This is a genomic window from Streptomyces sp. NPDC051561 (assembly GCF_044454195.1).
Classification (GTDB): domain Bacteria; phylum Actinomycetota; class Actinomycetes; order Streptomycetales; family Streptomycetaceae; genus Streptomyces.
Genome location: NZ_JBITDM010000013.1, coordinates 81464 through 98755, shown reverse-complemented (window position 1 = coordinate 98755; position 17292 = coordinate 81464). Strand labels below are relative to the sequence as shown.

General features: G+C 70.0%; 14 protein-coding genes. 3 read left to right on the top strand and 11 right to left on the bottom strand.

The genetic code is table 11. The features are described 5' to 3' along the window. Positions 1-31: 31 nt before the first annotated feature. The 3 genes from pglW to ACIA73_RS26300 all read right to left on the bottom strand — a co-directional run bounded on the left by pglW (position 32) and on the right by ACIA73_RS26300 (position 6026). Positions 32-4717 carry a BREX system serine/threonine kinase PglW gene (gene pglW / locus ACIA73_RS26310; RefSeq protein WP_399441183.1) on the bottom strand — a complete coding sequence of 1562 codons (4686 nt, stop codon included), beginning with the start codon at positions 4715-4717 and terminating at the stop codon, positions 32-34. A 233-nt stretch (positions 4718-4950) separates the two neighbouring features. Further along, entirely contained in the window at positions 4951-5160 is a 210-nt protein-coding gene (locus tag ACIA73_RS26305) for a DUF397 domain-containing protein (protein ID WP_399441182.1), read from the bottom strand. Continuing rightward, complete coding sequence (locus tag ACIA73_RS26300; protein WP_399441181.1) at positions 5157-6026, bottom strand: helix-turn-helix domain-containing protein; 870 nt, start codon at positions 6024-6026, stop codon at positions 5157-5159. Before ACIA73_RS26300 ends, ACIA73_RS26305 begins: the two co-directional genes overlap by 4 nt. Before the next feature lie 174 nt (positions 6027-6200). Here ACIA73_RS26300 and ACIA73_RS26295 point away from each other — a divergent pair, with 174 nt between their 5' ends. Beyond that, positions 6201-6713 (top strand): ATP-binding protein, encoded by a 513-nt coding sequence (locus ACIA73_RS26295; protein ID WP_399441180.1) that lies wholly within the window; start codon positions 6201-6203, stop codon positions 6711-6713. On the opposite strand, the gene ACIA73_RS26290 is transcribed toward ACIA73_RS26295, so the two are convergent. The 4 genes from ACIA73_RS26290 to ACIA73_RS26275 form a co-directional block, all read right to left on the bottom strand. Continuing rightward, on the bottom strand, positions 6646-7443 hold the full coding sequence (locus ACIA73_RS26290) for a 7-cyano-7-deazaguanine synthase (RefSeq protein WP_399441178.1): 798 nt from the start codon (positions 7441-7443) through the stop codon (positions 6646-6648). The genes ACIA73_RS26295 and ACIA73_RS26290 overlap by 68 nt on opposite strands. A gap of 102 nt (positions 7444-7545) precedes the next feature. Then, positions 7546-7959 (bottom strand): hypothetical protein, encoded by a 414-nt coding sequence (locus tag ACIA73_RS26285; protein WP_399441177.1) that lies wholly within the window; start codon positions 7957-7959, stop codon positions 7546-7548. Continuing rightward, complete coding sequence (locus ACIA73_RS26280) at positions 7956-8852, bottom strand: hypothetical protein (protein WP_399441176.1); 897 nt, start codon at positions 8850-8852, stop codon at positions 7956-7958. Before ACIA73_RS26280 ends, ACIA73_RS26285 begins: the two co-directional genes overlap by 4 nt. Positions 8853-9655: 803 nt before the next feature. Continuing rightward, on the bottom strand, positions 9656-10780 hold the full coding sequence (locus ACIA73_RS26275; protein WP_399441174.1) for a magnesium and cobalt transport protein CorA: 1125 nt from the start codon (positions 10778-10780) through the stop codon (positions 9656-9658). Between the two features lie 204 nt (positions 10781-10984). Here ACIA73_RS26275 and ACIA73_RS26270 point away from each other — a divergent pair, with 204 nt between their 5' ends. After that, the gene (locus tag ACIA73_RS26270; RefSeq protein WP_399441173.1) at positions 10985-12151 is read left to right on the top strand and encodes a winged helix DNA-binding domain-containing protein; all 1167 of its coding nucleotides are present in this window, start codon (positions 10985-10987) and stop codon (positions 12149-12151) included. A 38-nt stretch (positions 12152-12189) separates the two neighbouring features. Here ACIA73_RS26270 and ACIA73_RS26265 read toward each other — a convergent pair whose 3' ends face one another. After that, complete coding sequence (locus tag ACIA73_RS26265; RefSeq protein WP_399441172.1) at positions 12190-12837, bottom strand: LysE family translocator; 648 nt, start codon at positions 12835-12837, stop codon at positions 12190-12192. Between the two features lie 135 nt (positions 12838-12972). Next, complete coding sequence (locus tag ACIA73_RS26260) at positions 12973-13803, bottom strand: response regulator transcription factor (protein WP_399441291.1); 831 nt, start codon at positions 13801-13803, stop codon at positions 12973-12975. A gap of 141 nt (positions 13804-13944) precedes the next feature. On the opposite strand from ACIA73_RS26260, the gene ACIA73_RS26255 reads away from it, so the two are divergent. Next, on the top strand, positions 13945-15486 hold the full coding sequence (locus tag ACIA73_RS26255) for an AMP-binding protein (RefSeq protein ID WP_399441171.1): 1542 nt from the start codon (positions 13945-13947) through the stop codon (positions 15484-15486). 196 nt (positions 15487-15682) lie between these two features. Here the strand turns inward: ACIA73_RS26255 and ACIA73_RS26250 are convergent, their stop codons facing one another. Next, positions 15683-16174 (bottom strand): GNAT family N-acetyltransferase, encoded by a 492-nt coding sequence (locus tag ACIA73_RS26250; protein WP_399441170.1) that lies wholly within the window; start codon positions 16172-16174, stop codon positions 15683-15685. A gap of 164 nt (positions 16175-16338) precedes the next feature. Further along, complete coding sequence (locus ACIA73_RS26245; RefSeq protein ID WP_399441169.1) at positions 16339-17082, bottom strand: hypothetical protein; 744 nt, start codon at positions 17080-17082, stop codon at positions 16339-16341. Positions 17083-17292 lie beyond the last annotated feature (210 nt).

Sequence of the window (17292 nt, the reverse complement as noted above, 5' to 3'; positions counted from 1 at the left end):
TTGGGAAGGGGGACGGTCTGCCGTACCTACCTCAGACGTCCCCGTCCGGCACCAGATGTTTCCGCGCCACCCACGCATCCGGCACGACGATCCACTCGTCGAACCCAGCCTGGTACGGAACACTCTGCCCGGCCAGCCTCGGCGCTCGCGCCGGGTCGGACTGTGCGACCAGCAGCCACAGTGGGCTGCCTCCCTGCCGCGCCTCCTCCGCGAGCCGACCCAGCAGGTCGAATGCGTCGTACCGCGCCAGCGCCGCCGTGTCGGTGAGCAGCAGCGGGCCGCCACCCTCCGCCAGGCGGTCCCGCAGCAGCGGTTCCACCCGACCCCATGCCTTGTCCGTACGGACACGCAACTGCTGATGCGGTCGCGAGCCCGCCTCTGCCGCATCTGCCTTGAGTACGGTCTCCCACGTCGGCCGGGCCGCCTCGGTGACCACCCCCCGCAGCTCCGCCAGCAACAGCCCCGTCAGCGACACCGCCCGCGCACCGTACGGCTCGTCGGTCAGCCTCCTTACCGCCGCCTCCGCACCCCGGTGCGGCACGGTCAGTACCCGGAAACCGTCCTGTCGCGCCGAGTGTACGAGCCGCTGCTCGGCCTTCACCGCAGCGGCGACCGCTGCATCCGCGTCGTACTGCGTGGGCGCGGAACGGCGTGCAGCCGACGCCGAGACGCCCCAACTCGCGGACGTCAGACCGCTGGTGAACTCCCCGGCGGGCCGGTCCGGGACGAGCCGGAGCACCTTGTCGTAACGCGTCGCCAGCTTCAGCTCGAAACCGGCCTGCTTCAGCAGGCGTACCAGCGCACTGCCCACGGGCAGCTCGCTCGGCACCAGCGGGTCGTCGCCCAGGTCGGGGAAGCGAGTCGCGACCCGCTTGTGGAGCGCGTCAACGGTGAGACCGGGCTGACGGTCTTCCTCGATGCCCGGCTGTACGGCGACCACACCGGCCTGAGTGATCCGCAGCGCACGCACCAGGTCCAGATCGCGCGGATAGATCTCCAGGCGGGGCGTGAGCCCAGCCCCCGGGGAGGCGGCGACCGCGATCTCGGCGGTGCGACGCTCGTCCCAGCCGAGCGTGCCCGGCGGCTGCCGGATCGCAGCGAGCTTGGTGAGGACCGTGCTCGCCGTCGGCAGGGACTCCAGGGCCGCCAGTTCGTCGGCCTGCACGCCCAGCTTGAGCGCGTACTCCTGAAGGGCCGGCATGGTCGGGGTGTCCGCCCCGTCCACTCCGTCGCGTACGTCCATGACGATCAGCCCGAGTACTGGATCGGCGCCCTTGGGCAGCCGGGCGTAGAAGTAACGGAACCGCGACGGGGTCTCGTCGTACTGCTCCCGGTGCTGCTCCCGCTCCACCACGGCACGCAGCAGCGAGAGCGCCAGCGCACGACGGTCGCGCCGCGTGACGAGCTTGCTGCCGCGCTGGGCGAGCAGCGCGTCGGCCAGTTCCAGTACCGGCACCACCCGGCCGCGCTCGGCGACCAGCTCGATCACCTGCTCGCTCAGCAGCTCCAGAGCGGGATCCTCGTACCAGCGCTCCCGCGCCTTCTTCACGATCTGCGGGATACGGCCCGCAGTCAGGGCCAGTTCCTTGGCGATATCGAGTTGCCGGACCCAGGGCAGGCCCTCGGGCAGTCGGCCGTTCTCGTCGGGAAGCCGCAGCAGCAGCCGTACGGCTTCGCGCTCCTTCGCATTGGAACGGGCACTGCCACTCGACGGCCGGGGCACCAGCCGGGAGGCCAGCGCGTCCAGGCTCAGCGTGCGCAGGACTTCCTGGCTTGGGTCGCCGGTGGCGGCAAGCGTTTCGGCAACCGACTTCTCCAGCTCGGTGGCCTCCTGGCGGGCCGCCTTCAGCGCCTCCGCGCTCATCGGCGCGGGCACCGCCTTGCCGAGGCGCAGATTCCACTGCTTCTGCCGGTTCTGGATCTCGGTGCGGGTTCGCGCACCCATGCCCGGTGCGGTGAGGAACTTCCGTACCGAGTAATCAAGCACGTCCCCCACGGAGTTCAGACCCATCGCGAACAGCTGGGACTGTGCGGCGAGTGTCAGCCCCGCCACCGACAGCGGCGTCGAACGGTCGGCCCGCTCCGCCTGCTGGTTCCGGATCTTCTCGGCAGCGTCGTCATCGTCCTCCTGACCGATCTGCGGCGTGGGCGCCTGCGCGATGTCCTCCTGGCCCACCACCTCGACCTGCCCGGACTTGCCGTGCCCGGAACTGGGCGCCGTGGTCCGCTGCGCGTCCAGGAAGATCGCGTTCCAGGCGCGCTCCATCGGCTTCAGGTCCGGGTACCGGTCCTTCACGTTCCGGGCCAGGGCCTTGCGGAAGAAGGCCACCAGACCGTTACGGACCGGGTCGTCGAAGGCATCGGCGGCGAGCTGCGGGTACGGCCATTCCTTCTGGTCGGTCTGCCGGGGCGTGACCGAGCCGTCGCCCCAGCGGGGCAGCTCCCGGGACGCCATCTCGTGCAGTGTCGCCGCCAGCGCGTACCGCTCGGCGTGACCGTCGTACGAACCGCGCGTGATGATCCCGACGAACGGGTCGAGGTAGCCCTCGGTGCCCGCGTCGATCTCCTTCGCCGGATACCCGGCGAGCGAGAAGTCGATCAGGACGAGCTGGCGGGTGCCGTTGGGGCGGATCCGGATCGCGATGTTGTCCGGCTTCAGATCCCGGTGCCAGATGCCCTCCGCCTCCAGGTGCTCCACCGCGCCGAACAGGTACTTTCCGTACGCCTCCAGCTGGTCCATGCCCAGGCGGCCGTAGTCCCGCAACTGGCGGGCGACCGTGTCCTCACGCCTGCGCGACGGCTTGCCGCTCTCCGCGTCCAGAGCGCGGATGTCGCCCACGTACTCCAGCGCGAGCACCCGGCGGCCGGCGAGCGTCAGGGGCTCCCGCTCGTACAGCGCGATGATGCTGGAGTCCCGGTGGATGCGGCCCAGGACCTCGGCCTCCCGGTCGAGCACCCCATGCTTGGCCTCGCTCAGTGCGACCTTGAGCACCGCCACCGGCAGGCCGCCGCTGCGCCGCGGCTCACCGGCCAGGTCACGGACCAGGAACGCCCGCGACGTAGAGCCGGTACCCAGCCGGCGCACGACCTCCCAGCGCCCGGCGAGTATGTCGCCGGCCACCGATTCCAGCGGATCCTTCTCCGGCTCGCTGCTCTGTGCCCCGGCCCCGCCGCCCTCGGGTGGCACGCCGTCCCCGCTCGCAGCCGCTGGGTCCTTGTCCTTCTCGGCGAACGCCTCCTCGACGTACTCGAGCATCTCCAGGAAGTCGTCGACCGTGGACAGCCGACGGCTCGGCTCGTAGGCGGTGGACGCCTCCACCAGGTCGTCGATGTCGGGGTTGAGGCCGTCCACCAGAGCGCTCGGCGCCAGGGTCTCGCCCGCCTCCAGCCGGGACAGGACCTCATTCTGGTTCGCACCCGGCGCCTGCCCGGTGACCAGCAGATACGCGAGGACGCCGAGACCGTACACATCGAGCCGGACCGGATCCGCCTTCGGGATCCGCAGCTCGGGCGCCAGATACGGGTCGGCCTGCTGCGCGACGTGCAGGCCGGACAGCCGGGACGGGGCCAGTGTCAGTGGCTTCCCCTGGCTGGCGCTGTGGCCGGAGGCGATCTGCCAGTCCGCGATCTGCAGATGGGGGCTCAACCAGCGCTGCTCCTCGCCCAGTTCGCGCCCGCGCGGACCACGGTTGCGCGGGACGACGTGCACGGAGTGCGCCGACAAAGTGCGGTGGTGGAGCCGGTTGGAGTGCGCCGAGCGGACCGTCTCGGCGAGCTGGCGCACCAGCGCGAGCCGACCCGGCAGGTCGAGGAGCTGGCCGTGCTCTACCAGGTACTCGTCGAGACGCAGGGTTTCCGGGTGGTAGTCGAAGAGGATCGTCGGCCCCGCCGGGTGTCCCGAGGGCAGATAGCTCTTCAGCTGCACCACACCCGGGTGCCGGAACCGGCTGAGGACGGTGGCCTCCCGCGCGGCGGCCTTCTCCACCGAGGCCCGCTCGGCGTCCGATGCGCCGCGCTCGCTGAGGAAGACCCGTACCCGTGCCAGTTCGTGCAGCTGGGTGTGACGGCCCAGATAGTCGGCCCAGGTGGGGCCGGAGTCGAACGACTTGGCCTCCAGGCGGTACGAACCCACCTCGTGCTGACGGCGGACGGGTGCGATGTGGAGCTGCTTCAGGGCCGCATCGACCTGGCGCGAGACGGTGGCGGTGATCTGCCGGTGGGCGTCCGCCGGAGGGACGGAGAGCATCTCCACCAGCTGCTTGATCGTGAACACGCCGTTCATGTCGGCGCTTGCCAGGTTCACCCCGAGCTTGTCGTCGGTGAAGCAGACCGCCTCACCCACCCAGATCCTGGGCCGCCCGGGGCCGCGGCCCACGGTGTCGCCGATCAGGCTGGCCAGTTCCTTGGCCTTCTGGTTCGTCAGGTGCAGCGGGTTGCCGTGCCGGCGCTGGGTACCGCCGGGCGTCGTCTGCACCCAACTGTTGCCGCCGCCGCTGACCGAGCCGTGCCAGTCCTTCAGCTCGATCAGGAAGACCCCGGCCGGAGCGGTGACCATGAGGTCGACCTCGCGGACGTGCCCACTGCTCGCCGTGAAGGTGAAGTTCGACCAGGCGCGCCATGGTTCCTCGTCCGGCAGACGCTTGCGGATCGCCTCAAGACCGCGGCGCTCGTGCTCGTACCCGGACTCGGTGACCGTCGTCCACCGGCCATCCTCCATGCGGCTCCTGCCCCGTCTCAGCTCGTGTGCGTGTGTGCCGGGAGCGTTCCTGCTGGTGCGGCCCAGGAAGCCCGGCTGATTCCCCCGGACGAAATCCTAAACGGTGACACTGACAACTATCGGGCCGGAAGTGATAGTGGCTGAAAAAGTCCAGGTCAGAGGGTTGAGGGGGCAGGTAGCGGGGGTAGGTGGGCGGTCCCGGTGGCTCGCACCGGAACTGCCCGACCCTTGCGTCAGGCGCGGTCCGAGGTGATCGACAGGAACGCCGACCACTCGGCGTGGGCGAAGGTGAGCAGGGGGCCCTGTGGGTTCTTGGAGTCGCGGATGTGGACGGTGCCGGGGGTGGCTGCGATCTCGACACAGTCAGGGCCCTCGTTGCTGCTGTAGCTGCTCTTGATCCATGTCGGCGCGGCGGTCGTGTCTACGGAGGGCTTGATCGTCATGTCTCTCCCAGGGCTTTCTCGATGAAGGCCAGGGACTCCCGCGGAGTCAGAGCCTGGGCTCGAATGATTCCATAGCGGGTCTCCAGTAGTTGAACGTCCTTCGGTTCTGTGAGTACGCGGCTCAATTGCTGAACCTCTAGGTGTGCAGCCTTCGATCCGTTGCGCGCGGAGAGAAGGCGGAACTGTCCGCCCATACCGGCATGGTCTTCGCACACCGTCGGCATTACTTGGATCTCGACGTTGCGCAACTGGCCCACTTCAAGCAGCCGTTCGAGCTGTTTACGTTGTACGCCACGGCCCCCAAGCGTCCGTCGCAAGGTCACCTCCTCCTGTACGAAACTCAGAATGGGCGACGGCCACCGCTTGAAGATCTCCTGCCGGGCCAACCGCGCGGCGACCTGGGTCTCGATGTGCTCGCTGTCGAATACCGGCCGACGCATGCGAAACAGTGCCCGTGCGTACTCCTCGGTCTGGAGCAGACCCTGGATGTTGTGCGCGCTGTACGCCCCGATCTCGACCGCTTCGTCCTCCAACTTGGCCAGATCCCGCACCTTCTTCGGGTACTTGGCGCGAGCCACGTCCTCCGCGAACGCCACCAATATCCCGCCCGCCCCCAACGCCTCGTCGGCCGCCCGCAGGAACTCCGCCTTCGGGGCCCGTCTGCCCCGTTCCACCGAGGACACCTGTTCCTCGCTGTAACCGATCGCCGCGCCCAGTTCCGCCTGCGTCATCCCCGCCTGCTCGCGCCACAGTTTGAGCTGTCTGCCGACGGTCTTGAGGAGGGCCGACGCCTCCTCGTCGCCGTCGTCCCAGTCCTGCCTCTCGGTCCCACTTCCCGAACGCCCTGCTCCGACTTCGTCCGTCATGTCCGACGCCACCTCCGGTCTGCCGCAGTCCCCGCCAAGTCCCCGCCAACGACCACCCGTACCCACCTGTCACGCCCGGCTCCCCGTACACGCCCTCGGGGCAGCCGGACAGAAACCGGTGTGTACCGGTATCAGCCCTGTTCAGGGTAGAGCCGAGCGGACACGCTCTGTCACATGAACGAGGTAATCGGCAGGGGTGAAGTCCCCGCCTCCGAGCGGAAGTTCACGCAACAGTTCTCCGCCACCCCGCGCGGGGCCCGGCTCGCCAGGCGGCTCGCGGTGCAGCAACTCGACATGTGGGGCGTGCCGTTCGGGTGTGAGGCGTCCGACGCTGTCGCGCTCGTGGTGGCGGAGCTGGCAGCGAACGCCGTGACGCACGGCCGGGTGCCGGGCCGCGATTTCCGGCTCGGGCTGCGGCTCCACCCGTACACCGTCCGCATCGAGGTCACCGACGCGCGCGGGGAGCGCCGGCCGCCGGTAGCCGGTATGGCGACGCCACCGCCGGGGACGGCGACGAGGGGGCGCGGATTTGTTCTCGTACAAGAACTCGCGAAGGAGTGGGGAGTGAGCGAACCAGAGGCGGGGGCGGTCGGCAAGACCGTTTGGGCGGAAGTGCCGCTCATGCCGCCCCCGCGGACTCCACCCACCGAGCCATCGCACGCAGCTCCTCCCGGCCGCTTTCGATGACCTGGAGCCAGTTACCGGCCGGAGTGCCAGGAGGAAGTGGCACATCGCCGATCAGGTCGAAGACGGTGTAGTCGCGGCCCAACCAGTTACGGAGGGCGTGCCAGTGCTCGGAGCGTTCGGAGCTGAGCCCAGGGTGCCGGGGGGTTGTCTCGTACGGGGTGGGGTCGGTGCCGGTACCGGCCAGCAGCCCTGAGCGGCGGACCAGACAGGGGAAGCAGACGCCGCAGTTGTCGTACGGCAGCCCTCGACGCTGACGAGGTGGGGCCCCGCAGCTCATGCTCTGGGCCAGGACGGCCAGGGGGAGCCCCGCGCGGATAGCCGCGCGGCACACTTCGCCCTTGGTGAGGTGCGCGAGGGGGTTCTCGACGGTGACGGAGCCGCCGACCGTACGGATGATGGCGTTGAGCAGGTACAGGGTGCGCGGGTGCACCGACCTGGTGGAGAGAGCGGCGGAACGGGCGGCGCTCAGGGGTGGGTTGAGGGCGAGCTGGCCGTTCTCCGGAACCTGTACCGTGCCCACTTGGTTTGCGGCTGCAGCCCGGACGGCAGTGGCCGCGTAGAGCAGGCCCCGGGGGCGGGAGGAATGCTCGGCCACCTTCCCGTGGACGCTGCTGTTGGTCTGGGCGAGGGTGAGCCGGCGCAGTTCACGCCCTGACTGTCGGGCGAGAGCCTCGACGCCTGCGGACACGTTTCTCAGTACGTGCTCGACCTTCTTCTCCGAGAACGACACAAGCAGGAGAACGCCGTCGTCGGCATCGGCTTCAGCCGCGCGCCGGGCGGCCCAGCTGAGGGAATCCAGACCGCCGGAGAAGAGGGCGACTTCTCGGGCGCACTATTCATCGTCCGCCGGGAAGGGCTCCTGCCGCGGTACGGAGCGCAGTGGGCGCAGAGAGATCTCCCACAGGTCACCGGTCAGGGTGCGCAGCAGGGGCGACAACGGGCCGTCCGTTGCCGCAGCCCAGCGATCCGGGTCCGAGACGGGCACCGAGAGGCGTAACCGGCGGGTCCAGCGGTCCTCCGTCGCCTCGCGGGATGTCAGCTTGTCCGCCAGGAAGACGGCTCGGGACAGTCGCAGCAGGTCGTCGGCCCAGGCAGGGGCCGGCCCGCGCAGGGAGTGATGGCCGGTGATCCTTCCTTCGATCTCCTGGAAACCGGCTGTGCCGATCGGGAGCCAGGTCGGGCCGGGTGGCTGCTCGGAGCTGTGGTCGAGCCACCAGAAGGAGCCCGGGGTCCGTGCTGGTGTCATGTCGAAGGCTCCTCTTTGACCGGGATGGCGGCAATCTCGCCGGCGGCGGACGCAGCAGAGGCCAGACCTAGCACCTTGCCCACGGTGCCGGGAACGAGGAGCCGGGCCACTTCCAGCAGGGGCGGAGCAACGGCAGGCGGATCACTGGCGGCCTCAGCCTCTCCGGGCCCTCCGGACGAGAGCTCGTCGCTCGGCTCCAGTACCACTGCTCCTTCCCCTTCAAAGGCTCCAGTGGCTTCCTCACACGGATTCGGAACGAGGGAGAGGATCAGGTCGGTGACTTTGTCCGGTATCCCACCCTCAGGCGCTATGGACGACAATCCCGGAACCGTCAGGTCGATCTGTTCGGCGATCACCGCGCGCAGGAACTCCGAGATCAGGTCGGCGAAGAACCACCGGTAGAGAAGGCAGAGCAGATCGCCCGCCAGCCCGCGGCCACCCGACGCAGCTGCTTCGGCACCGACGGATGCATGCAGCGTCTCGCGCACCCCGGGCTCTTCGAGGATCCGCCGGGCCGAAGCCACGACCGCGCGGCGCAGGGCCGCATCCACCACGGTGGTGCCGTCGCCCGCGACCCGTTCGGTGAACTCCGCTACGAAGGCATCGGCCGGATCGGGCCACCGAGGACCCTCCGTACCCTCCCCGGGGTCCGCCGGGGCCTCATTCTGGCCGGGGATTCCCTCTTCGTACGAGACCTCGCCTCCGCCCTGGGGCTGCTTACCGACCCGCGCCTCCGGCGGACGCCGATGCAGGCCGACGGGTCCGTCCTCCGCAAGCACTCGCAGAGTGTCGGTGAGGCGCAGCCCGGCGGCGGTGGCTGCTTCCCGCAGCCCAAACGCGTCCTTATCCGCACGGCAGGCATTCTGCAGAGCACCGATCACGGACGCAGCCATGTCCGCCGGGTCAGATCGCTCGGGACCCCAGCGGGAGAGCCTCGTGGTGACCCCGGGCCAGCGTGGCCCCTTCCCACGCGTGGATGTACCCACCCTGCTGCCTCCCCCGAATCGGCCTGCCACTGACTCGTGTCTCCCAGTGCAGCAGCCGTTGGTGCTCGCAGCCAGGGCATGGATCAGCCATCGTCCGGAAGATGACGCTCACGCCGATCGAAGTATTGCGGTGAGCTCATGCCGCATCATCGGCCTGCCGGAGATCGCGGCCAGGCCGACGCAGTGGTTCACGCTAGACCAGGTGATGAGCACTCTGGACGAGCTCCCCTCGGGTGGCAGGCCATGTCTACACGGGTCTTCAGTGGGTCTAGCTCTCAGGGCTGCACCGCCACATTCACCTGCTCGACCCGGATGAGCTGGTCTTCACCACTGTGATCAAAGGACGAGTTGTGCGTCGCCTCGACGTCCACATGTGCGTGACGACCAAAGATGCCTGGGGGAGTCGTGGCTCCGCGGCAGGGGCGGGCACTGAGACGTCGCGCTGGCTACTCACTGTGATGGTCGCCGCGTCGGTGTGAGGAGTAGAGGAAGTCGGTTGGCGGCGCCAGGCGCTCATGACCCGGGTTCTCCCCAGATTCTCCCCGGCGTTCTTCGAGCACTAAAAGGCCAGGTGGGGCGCCCATGTCTGGGAGGGCGAGGAGATCACCTGCATCACTTCTCCCCAGCGGCTCCCCAGGGGCACTCTTTGCTCAACTTCCGAGAGATGCGAGAGCAAAGAGCGAAGAGGGGCCGGTCCCCCGGGAGGGGCTTCAGAGCCAGTTCCGCCGCTTGAAAATCACGTACAAACCCACACAAACAACCCCCATCAAGCTGATTGCGAAGGGGTATCCGAAGCTCCAGCCAAGCTCCGGCATGTTCTCAAAGTTCATTCCGTAGATGGTTCCGACGAGTGTGGGAGCAAAGAGAATTGCGGCCCAAGCTGAAATCTTCTTGATCTCCTCGTTCTGCTCGAAGCCCGCGACCGCCAACGCCCGCATTTCCGCGTTCTGTTGCTGGGTGACCAGGGTCGCGTTGACGGTGAGGATGTCGGTGAGGGCCTGGCGGAAGCCGTCGACGCGTTCGCTGGTGTGGGTGACGTGGTCGGCGACGTCGCGCAGATAGCGCTGGAGTTCTTCGTCGGTGCGGTACTTGGTGAAGCCTGCCATCAGCCCGTTGAGCATGCCGATCAGGGGGCGGGTGGCGCGCTGGAACTCGACGACCTCGCGGGAGAGTTCGTAGATGCGGCGGGAGACCTCGGGGTCGCCGCGGAAGACCTCGGTCTCGATCTCGTCGATGTCGGTCTGTACGCCGGAGACGACCGGGGCGTACCCGTCGACCACCGCGTCCAGGATGGCGTACAGCACCGCTTCGGGGCCGAGGTCCAGCAGCTCCGGCGACGCCTCCATCCGGCGGCGTACGGCGGACAGGTCGGGGGCCGCGCCGTGCCGGACCGTGATCACGAAGTCATGGCCGAGGAAGACGTGCAGCTCGCCGAAGTCGACCTCCTCGGGGGCGTCCAGATAGCGGGCGGCGCGCAGTACGACGAAGAGGGTCTCGCCGTAGCGCTCCAGCTTGGGGCGCTGATGGGCTTCGAGGGCGTCCTCGATGGCGAGCGGGTGCAGGTCGAACTCCTCGGCCAGTGAGTGGAGTTCGGGTTCGGTGGGGCGGTGCAGTCCGATCCAGGCCATGCCGTCCGGGTGCTGGCGCAGCTGGCGGAAGGTCTCGGCGAGGGAGTCGGGGGTGGCGACCCGCAGGCCGTCCCGGTAGAGGGCGGCGGTGACCACGCTGCCGTGGTCGTGCGGGTCGGGCTGCCGGTGGGCCGGGGAGGCCGGCGGCGTGGACGGGGTGGGTGCGAGGGCGGGCTGCCTCCGCCAGGTGCGCTTCTTCGCTGCCATGGGGGCCAGCCCCTCCTTGTCCCGTGATTACGAAGCAGGATATACGGGTCAAATTGCACTGGCACGGTGAAACGGGAAGCTCCACCCGATGCCGGGGAAGCTCCACCCGACCCCGTGCGGAGCCCCGCCCCGCCCCCGAGCGGTCGGAGCCCTGATTCCTCAAGCGGACAGAACTTGTCCGCAAGTCGCCGTAACGTGCGTCCCATGACGACGACCGACGGGCGCCGCAGCGCTTCCGCACCCCTCCTCAGTGCCCGCGCCCTGGGCCGGGCCACCCTCGCCCGCCAGCTCCTGCTGACCCGCAGCGGCCTGACGGCCAGGGAAGCCGTGCACCACCTGGTCGGTCTCCAGGCGCAGAACACCAAGCCGCCGTACGTCTCCCTCGCCGCCCGCCTGGAGGGCTTCGACCCGCACGAGCTGTCGGCGCTGATGGCCTCCCACGAGGTGGGCCGCATGGTCACCATGCGCTCCACCCTGCACACCCTCACCGGCGAGGACTGCCTGAATCTGCGCCTTCTGGTACAGCCCGTCATCGACCGCGAGCTGAAGATCTTTCTCGGGCGGCTCGGCGGGGTGGTCGACGGGAACGAGGTCGCCGCGCTGGCCAGGGAACTCGTCGAGGAGCGTCCGCTGTCCCTCAAGGAGCTGCGCGAGGGGCTGCTGAAGCGGTGGCCCGACAGCAATCCGCAGGAGCTGGCCACCGTCGCCCGCTGTGCGGTGCCCCTGGTCCAGGCCACCCCGCGCGGTCTGTGGGGGGAGAGCGGACAGGTCGCGCTGACCACCGCCAGGAGCTGGTTCGACCGCCCCGAACCCGACCTCGCACCCGCGGAGGTCGACGGTCTGCTCGACGCGACCGTGCTGCGCTACCTCGGCGCCTTCGGCCCCGCCTCGGTGAAGGACATGCAGGTCTGGTGCGGGCGGACCCGGCTGCGTACCGCCTTCGACCGGCTCCGCCCGCGGCTGGTCACCTTCCGCGACGAGCACGGCACCGAACTCTTCGACCTCCCCGACGCGCCCCGCCCCGACGAGGACACCCCCGCGCCGGTCCGCTTCCTCCCCGAGTACGACAACCTGCTGCTTTCGCACGCCGACCGCACCCGCGTCGCACCGCCCGAGTACGCCGCACGCACCTGGTACGTGAACACCTCGTACAGCACCTTTCTGGTGGACGGACTGCTCGCCGGGATCTGGCGGGCCGGCGAGTCCGCCAAGGACGGCACGGCGTGGATCACCGTCGAACCCTTCGGCAAGCTCACCCGCGCCCAGCGCACCGAGGTCGTCGAGGAGGCGACGCGAACCCTCTCCGTGCTGAGCCCGGGGCGCGCCCACGACGTACGGTTCGGCGAGTTCTACGGCACCAGGGCCACGTAGGGCCCGTGTCTCACGCGCCCTGGCGGCCTTTGAGGTCGTCAGTCGGCCCGTCCCGTCGCCGCCACCGTCACTCCGAGCCCGATCATCGCGAAGCCGCCCGCGCCGCCGATCATCGAAAGCCGCCGGTCCGAGCGGGCGAACCAGGCCCGCGCCGCAGAGGCGCCCAGACCCCACAGGGTGTCCGTCACCATGCCGATGGTCACCGGAACCAGTCCCAGCAGCAGCATCTGCAACGGCAGATGACCGGCGGAGTGGTCCACGAACTGGGGGAGGACGGCGGCGAAGAAGACGATGCCTTTCGGGTTGGTGAGGCCGACCAGAAGCCCGTCCAGGACCGTCCGCAGATCTCCGCGCGGCCGCTCGCCCGCCGGGGCCGCCAGGTCCGCTGCCCGCATGTCCTTGCGGTGCCGGAAGGCCTGCACGCCCAGATGCACCAGATAGGCCGCACCGGCCAGCTTCACCGCCAGGAACACCGCTGCCGAGCTCTCCACCAGCGCCCCGATTCCCAGCGCCACCGCGACCACCAGGAAGTACGAGCCGATCAGATTGCCCAGGACCGTCGCGAGCGCGGTACGCCTGCCGTGCGCGAGGGCCCGGCCGATCACGAACAGTACGCTCGGCCCCGGGATCGCGATCACCAGCAGCGACATCGCCGCGAACGCCAGAATCCGCTCCGTGGACACCATGCCCTCACCACCCCTTGCCGATCTCCCGGACAGCGCCCGGGAGACCATCCAAACAGGCTCCATCCAAACAGGGGAGGGCCCCGGTGTTCCAAGGCTGTCCGCGTGCCGGTACGGGGATGCGTGGAGCGCGGGGAGTTACGGCAGCAGCCCCTTCCGCCGGGCTGCCACCACCGCCTCACCCCGCGTGTGCGTGCCCAACTTCCGCATGGCCGACCGCAGATAGCTCTTCACCGTCTCCGGGCGCAGCCCCAGCCGCTCGCCCGCCGCCGCGTTGGTCGCCCCCGACGCCACGCACGCCAGCACATCCGTCTCGCGCGCGGTCAGCGCCACCGGACGCTCCCGTACCACCGGATCTCCCTGCCACGCACCCGCCAACTTCCCGCACACCGCGAGGAGTTCACCGCGCAGCTGCGGATCCACCAGTCGCGGCGCCAGTGCCCGCAGCTCCGCGTGCGCCTCCCGGACCTCCTCCCAGGCGCCGGATCCCGCACCCGGTTCCCGGGCCACGTCCAGCAGCCGTCGCACCTCGTCGCCCACGGCCAACGCCTGCTCCACCTCACGGGCCGCGTCCATCGCCGCCGTCGCCGTGCGCTCGCCGAGCGGCTGCGGGGTGCGCAGGGCGCCGTACAGGACGCCCCTCACCCGGCGCCGTACGATCACCGGCACCGCAAGGACCGAGCGCAGCCCCTCCGCCCGCACCGCCGCGTCGTACTCGTGACTGATGTGCCGGGACGCCAGGTACTCGGTGACCGCGCACGGCCGCGACAGGGCGATCGACTTGCCGCCGAGGCCCACCCCCACCGCGACCGCCAGTCCCTGCAACGCCCGGGTGGACGCCCCGCTCAGCTCCGCGATGCGCAACTCCCGCTCTCCGCCCGCAAGCCCGGCGGGCGGACCGTCGAGCAGCCCGCCGAACGCGACCGGCAGTCCGGTGACCCGGCGCAGTCGCAGTAGTGCCGCCCGCATCTGGGGCGCGTGTGCGGTCCGCGGGGATCCGGAGTCGATCACGTGCGCTTCCTTTCCGCCCCCGTTCGGGGGTGGTGAGATCCGGGTCGGCTGAAACAGGATGTCAGTCACAGGACCCCCGGACGAGGCGCTTGGAGAACAATGCGGACACCGATGACCATCACGGATTTCCTCGACAGGGCCGAGCTGGGCTTCGCGTCGAGTGCGGGCGTGATCGACGAGCCGGACCAGCCGGGCGCACCGGTACCGGTGTCGACCTACGGCCGGCTCGGCGAGCGGGTCCGGGCCTGGCAGGCGGGGCTTGACGCGCTCGGGGTCGGCGAGGGCGAGCGGGTGGCGGTGGTCAGCCACAACTCCGCACGGATGCTGGAGCTGCTGTTCGCCGTGCCGATGAGCGGCCGGGTGTGTGTACCGATCAACTTCCGGCTGAGTCCGGAGGAGATCGAGTACATGGTGCAGCAGAGCGGGGCTTCGGTGCTGCTGGTGGACCCGGAGCTCGACGACGCGCTCTCCGGGGTCAAGGCCAGGCACCGTTTCGTACTCGGCGAGCGGACCGAGACCGAGCTGATGCGCTTCGGTGTCGAGCCGCGCCCGTGGTCGAACCCGGACGAGGACGCCACCGCCACCATCAACTACACCTCCGGAACCACCGCCCAGCCCAAGGGAGTTCAGCTCACCCACCGCAACATCTGGGTCAACGGCCTGACCTTCGGGCTGCACACCCGGGCCTGGGAGCGCGATGTCTACATGCACACGCTGCCGATGTTCCACTGCAACGGCTGGGGCATGCCCTACGTCATGGCCGGACTCGGCGTGAAGCAGGTGGTGCTGCGCAAGGTCGACGGCGCCGAGATCCTGCGCCGGGTCGAGGAGCACGGGGTGACGCTGATGTGCGGCGCCCCGGCGGTGTGGAACGCGGTGCTCGACGCGGCGGCCGGCTGGGAGGGGCCGGTCCCGGGCCGCGACCGGGTGCGGGTGGTCTGTGCGGGCGCTCCGCCGCCCAGCCGCACCATCCAGCGGATGGGCGAGGAACTGGGCTGGGAGTTCACTCAGATCTACGGTCTGACCGAGACCTCGCCGCTGCTCACCTTCAACCGGGCCCGGGCCGAGGACGAGGCACTTCCCGCCGAGGAGCGCGCCCGCAAGCTCTCCCGCGCCGGGGTGCCCGCACTCGGCGTCAAGCTCGAAGTCGCCGACTCCGGAGAGGTGCTGGCCCGCTCCAACGTCGTCCTCGACGGCTACTGGAACAAGCCGCAGGAGACCGGGGCCGCCCTTGCGGACGGCTGGTTCCACACCGGGGACGGCGGCTTCCTCGACGCCGACGACGGCCACCTCACCATCTCCGACCGCAAGAAGGACGTGATCATCACCGGTGGCGAGAACGTCTCCTCGATCGAGGTCGAGGACACCCTCTTCAGTCATCCGGAGGTGGCCGAGGTCGCCGTCATCGGGGTCCCGCACGAGAAGTGGGGCGAGACCATCAAGGCGCTGGTGGTACGGGCCGAGGGCGGGACGGTCCAGGAGGCCGACCTGATCGCGTACTGCAAGGACCGCCTCGCCCGCTACAAGGCACCGACCTCGGTCGAGTTCCGCGAGGCGATCCCGCGCACCGCCACCGGCAAGATCCAGAAGTTCAAGCTCCGCGAGCCCTACTGGGAGGGACTGGAGCGCGGAATCAACTGACGCCTGCGGAAGGCCTGTTAGGGGTGGGCTTACGGGTGGCCGACCACTGCCGCGGCGCACTGGCGCAGGTGAGGACCCGGGCCGCCGGGGCGGGGGCCCGGGCGGCGGGCAGCCCCCGTACGCCCCGGACAACCGGGGCGGCCGTGGTGACTGACCGCACCAAGCCTCACCGGCGCATGCACACCCGTGGCCGCCCTCACCGGCGCATGCACACCCGTGGCCAGCGGTCGAGGCCCAGGGCGGCCTCCTCGGCGACGATCTCCCGCAGTCCGTCCGTGAGTTCGGTGTCGGGGAGGGTGACGAAGCCCAGGCGTGCGTAGTACGGGGCGTTCCACGGTACTTCCGCGAAGGTCGTCAGGGTCAGGCCGGTCGGCCCGGCCACCTTCGCCAGGTGGTCGATCAGTGCCCGGCCCACGCCGCGCCTGGCGGCGCGCGGATGCACCGACACCTGGTCGATGTGCGCCGCCCCGTCCACCTCCTGCCAGATCAGATACGCGGCCGGGAGGCCCTGGGCGTCAGCGAACACCCAAGCCCGGCAGGCGAGTTGGTACTCGGCGAGGAGTTCGAGCGGGGGCGGGTCGTCGTCCGCGATCTCCGGCATGCCGAGCGCGCGGAAGGGTTCGCCGGCTGCGCGTTCGATGTCCTGGAGGTGGGGGAGGTCGGCGGCGGTGGCCGGGCGGATGGGCATGAGGTCAGTATCCCGCGCCGGGGGCTGGCGGGACCGGGCCGCCCCCCGGCGCCCCAGAGGTTCCCCCGGCGCACCAGCGACTTCGCCCGGCTGCTCGCCGCTCCTATGGAGCGTCCTTACCCCCGTCCGTGCGGTGAAGTGCCTCAGCAGCGTCGTCCTGCCTCTCAGCCACCCGGCCCCGAGCCGCTGCCGACCAGTTCGTCGGCGGCGCGCGTGGCGGGTTTCGGAGTGCCCGTGCGGTCCAGGACGAACAGCGGGACGCCGAGTTCCTCGGCGCGGGCGCGGGCCTGGGGTGCGTAACCCGTGAGGGAGAAGAAGACCGGGACCGCCGACGCGTTCAGCCCGTGCAGCCACAGGCACTCCACATCGCGCAGCGTGGATGGCGCGGTGCCCGGGTCGACCTGGGCGACCAGGCCTCGGGCCCGCAGGTCGATGCCGGACGCGGGGTGCTCCGGGGACTGGAGGATGTCCCGGAAGCCGAGCCACTTGAGATAGAGGGCGGCCGCGGTGACCGCGTCGCGTGCGGTGCGGATGGTGAGCGGGCGGAAGGGCGGGCGTGGTGTGGGAGCGCTTCCAGTGCGCCGCGGCGCGGGGGTTTCCGGCGTGGGCGTACGGCCGGGGGCCGCGGGGGTCAGCGGCACCGTGGGCGCCGGCCGGACCGGTATCCGCAGCACCGCCCCGCAGCCGCAGCCCAGCTCCGGCTGCGGCCACTGGTCCTGGCGCCCGCAGGACGTGCAGCGGACCGTCACCCAGGAGTCGGTCCAGGTGCGGCGGGTGATCGGCTGCGGCGGGGCGCCGTGCTGCAGCGGCGGTGCCAGCGGGGCGCCGCACGCGCACGGGAAGACCGGGGGGACGTACGCGTGATCACGACGGCAGGCGGGGCACCGCACCGGCACGCTGCTTCCCATGGGGCGACCTCCCAGGTGGGTTCCGGGCAGTAACGGTTCAGCGGAAAGCACACACGGCGGGACTCGGGGTGACCGGCCGATGCGCTGTGTGGTCCATGGTCACACCAACTGTGAAGCCTTTGCAGGTACTTCCGTTCTTTTCTGACGCCGGAACCGGCGCCCCTCTCTTGACGTCGACACCCTCGCATCCTATGTTGCTTCCACATAGCA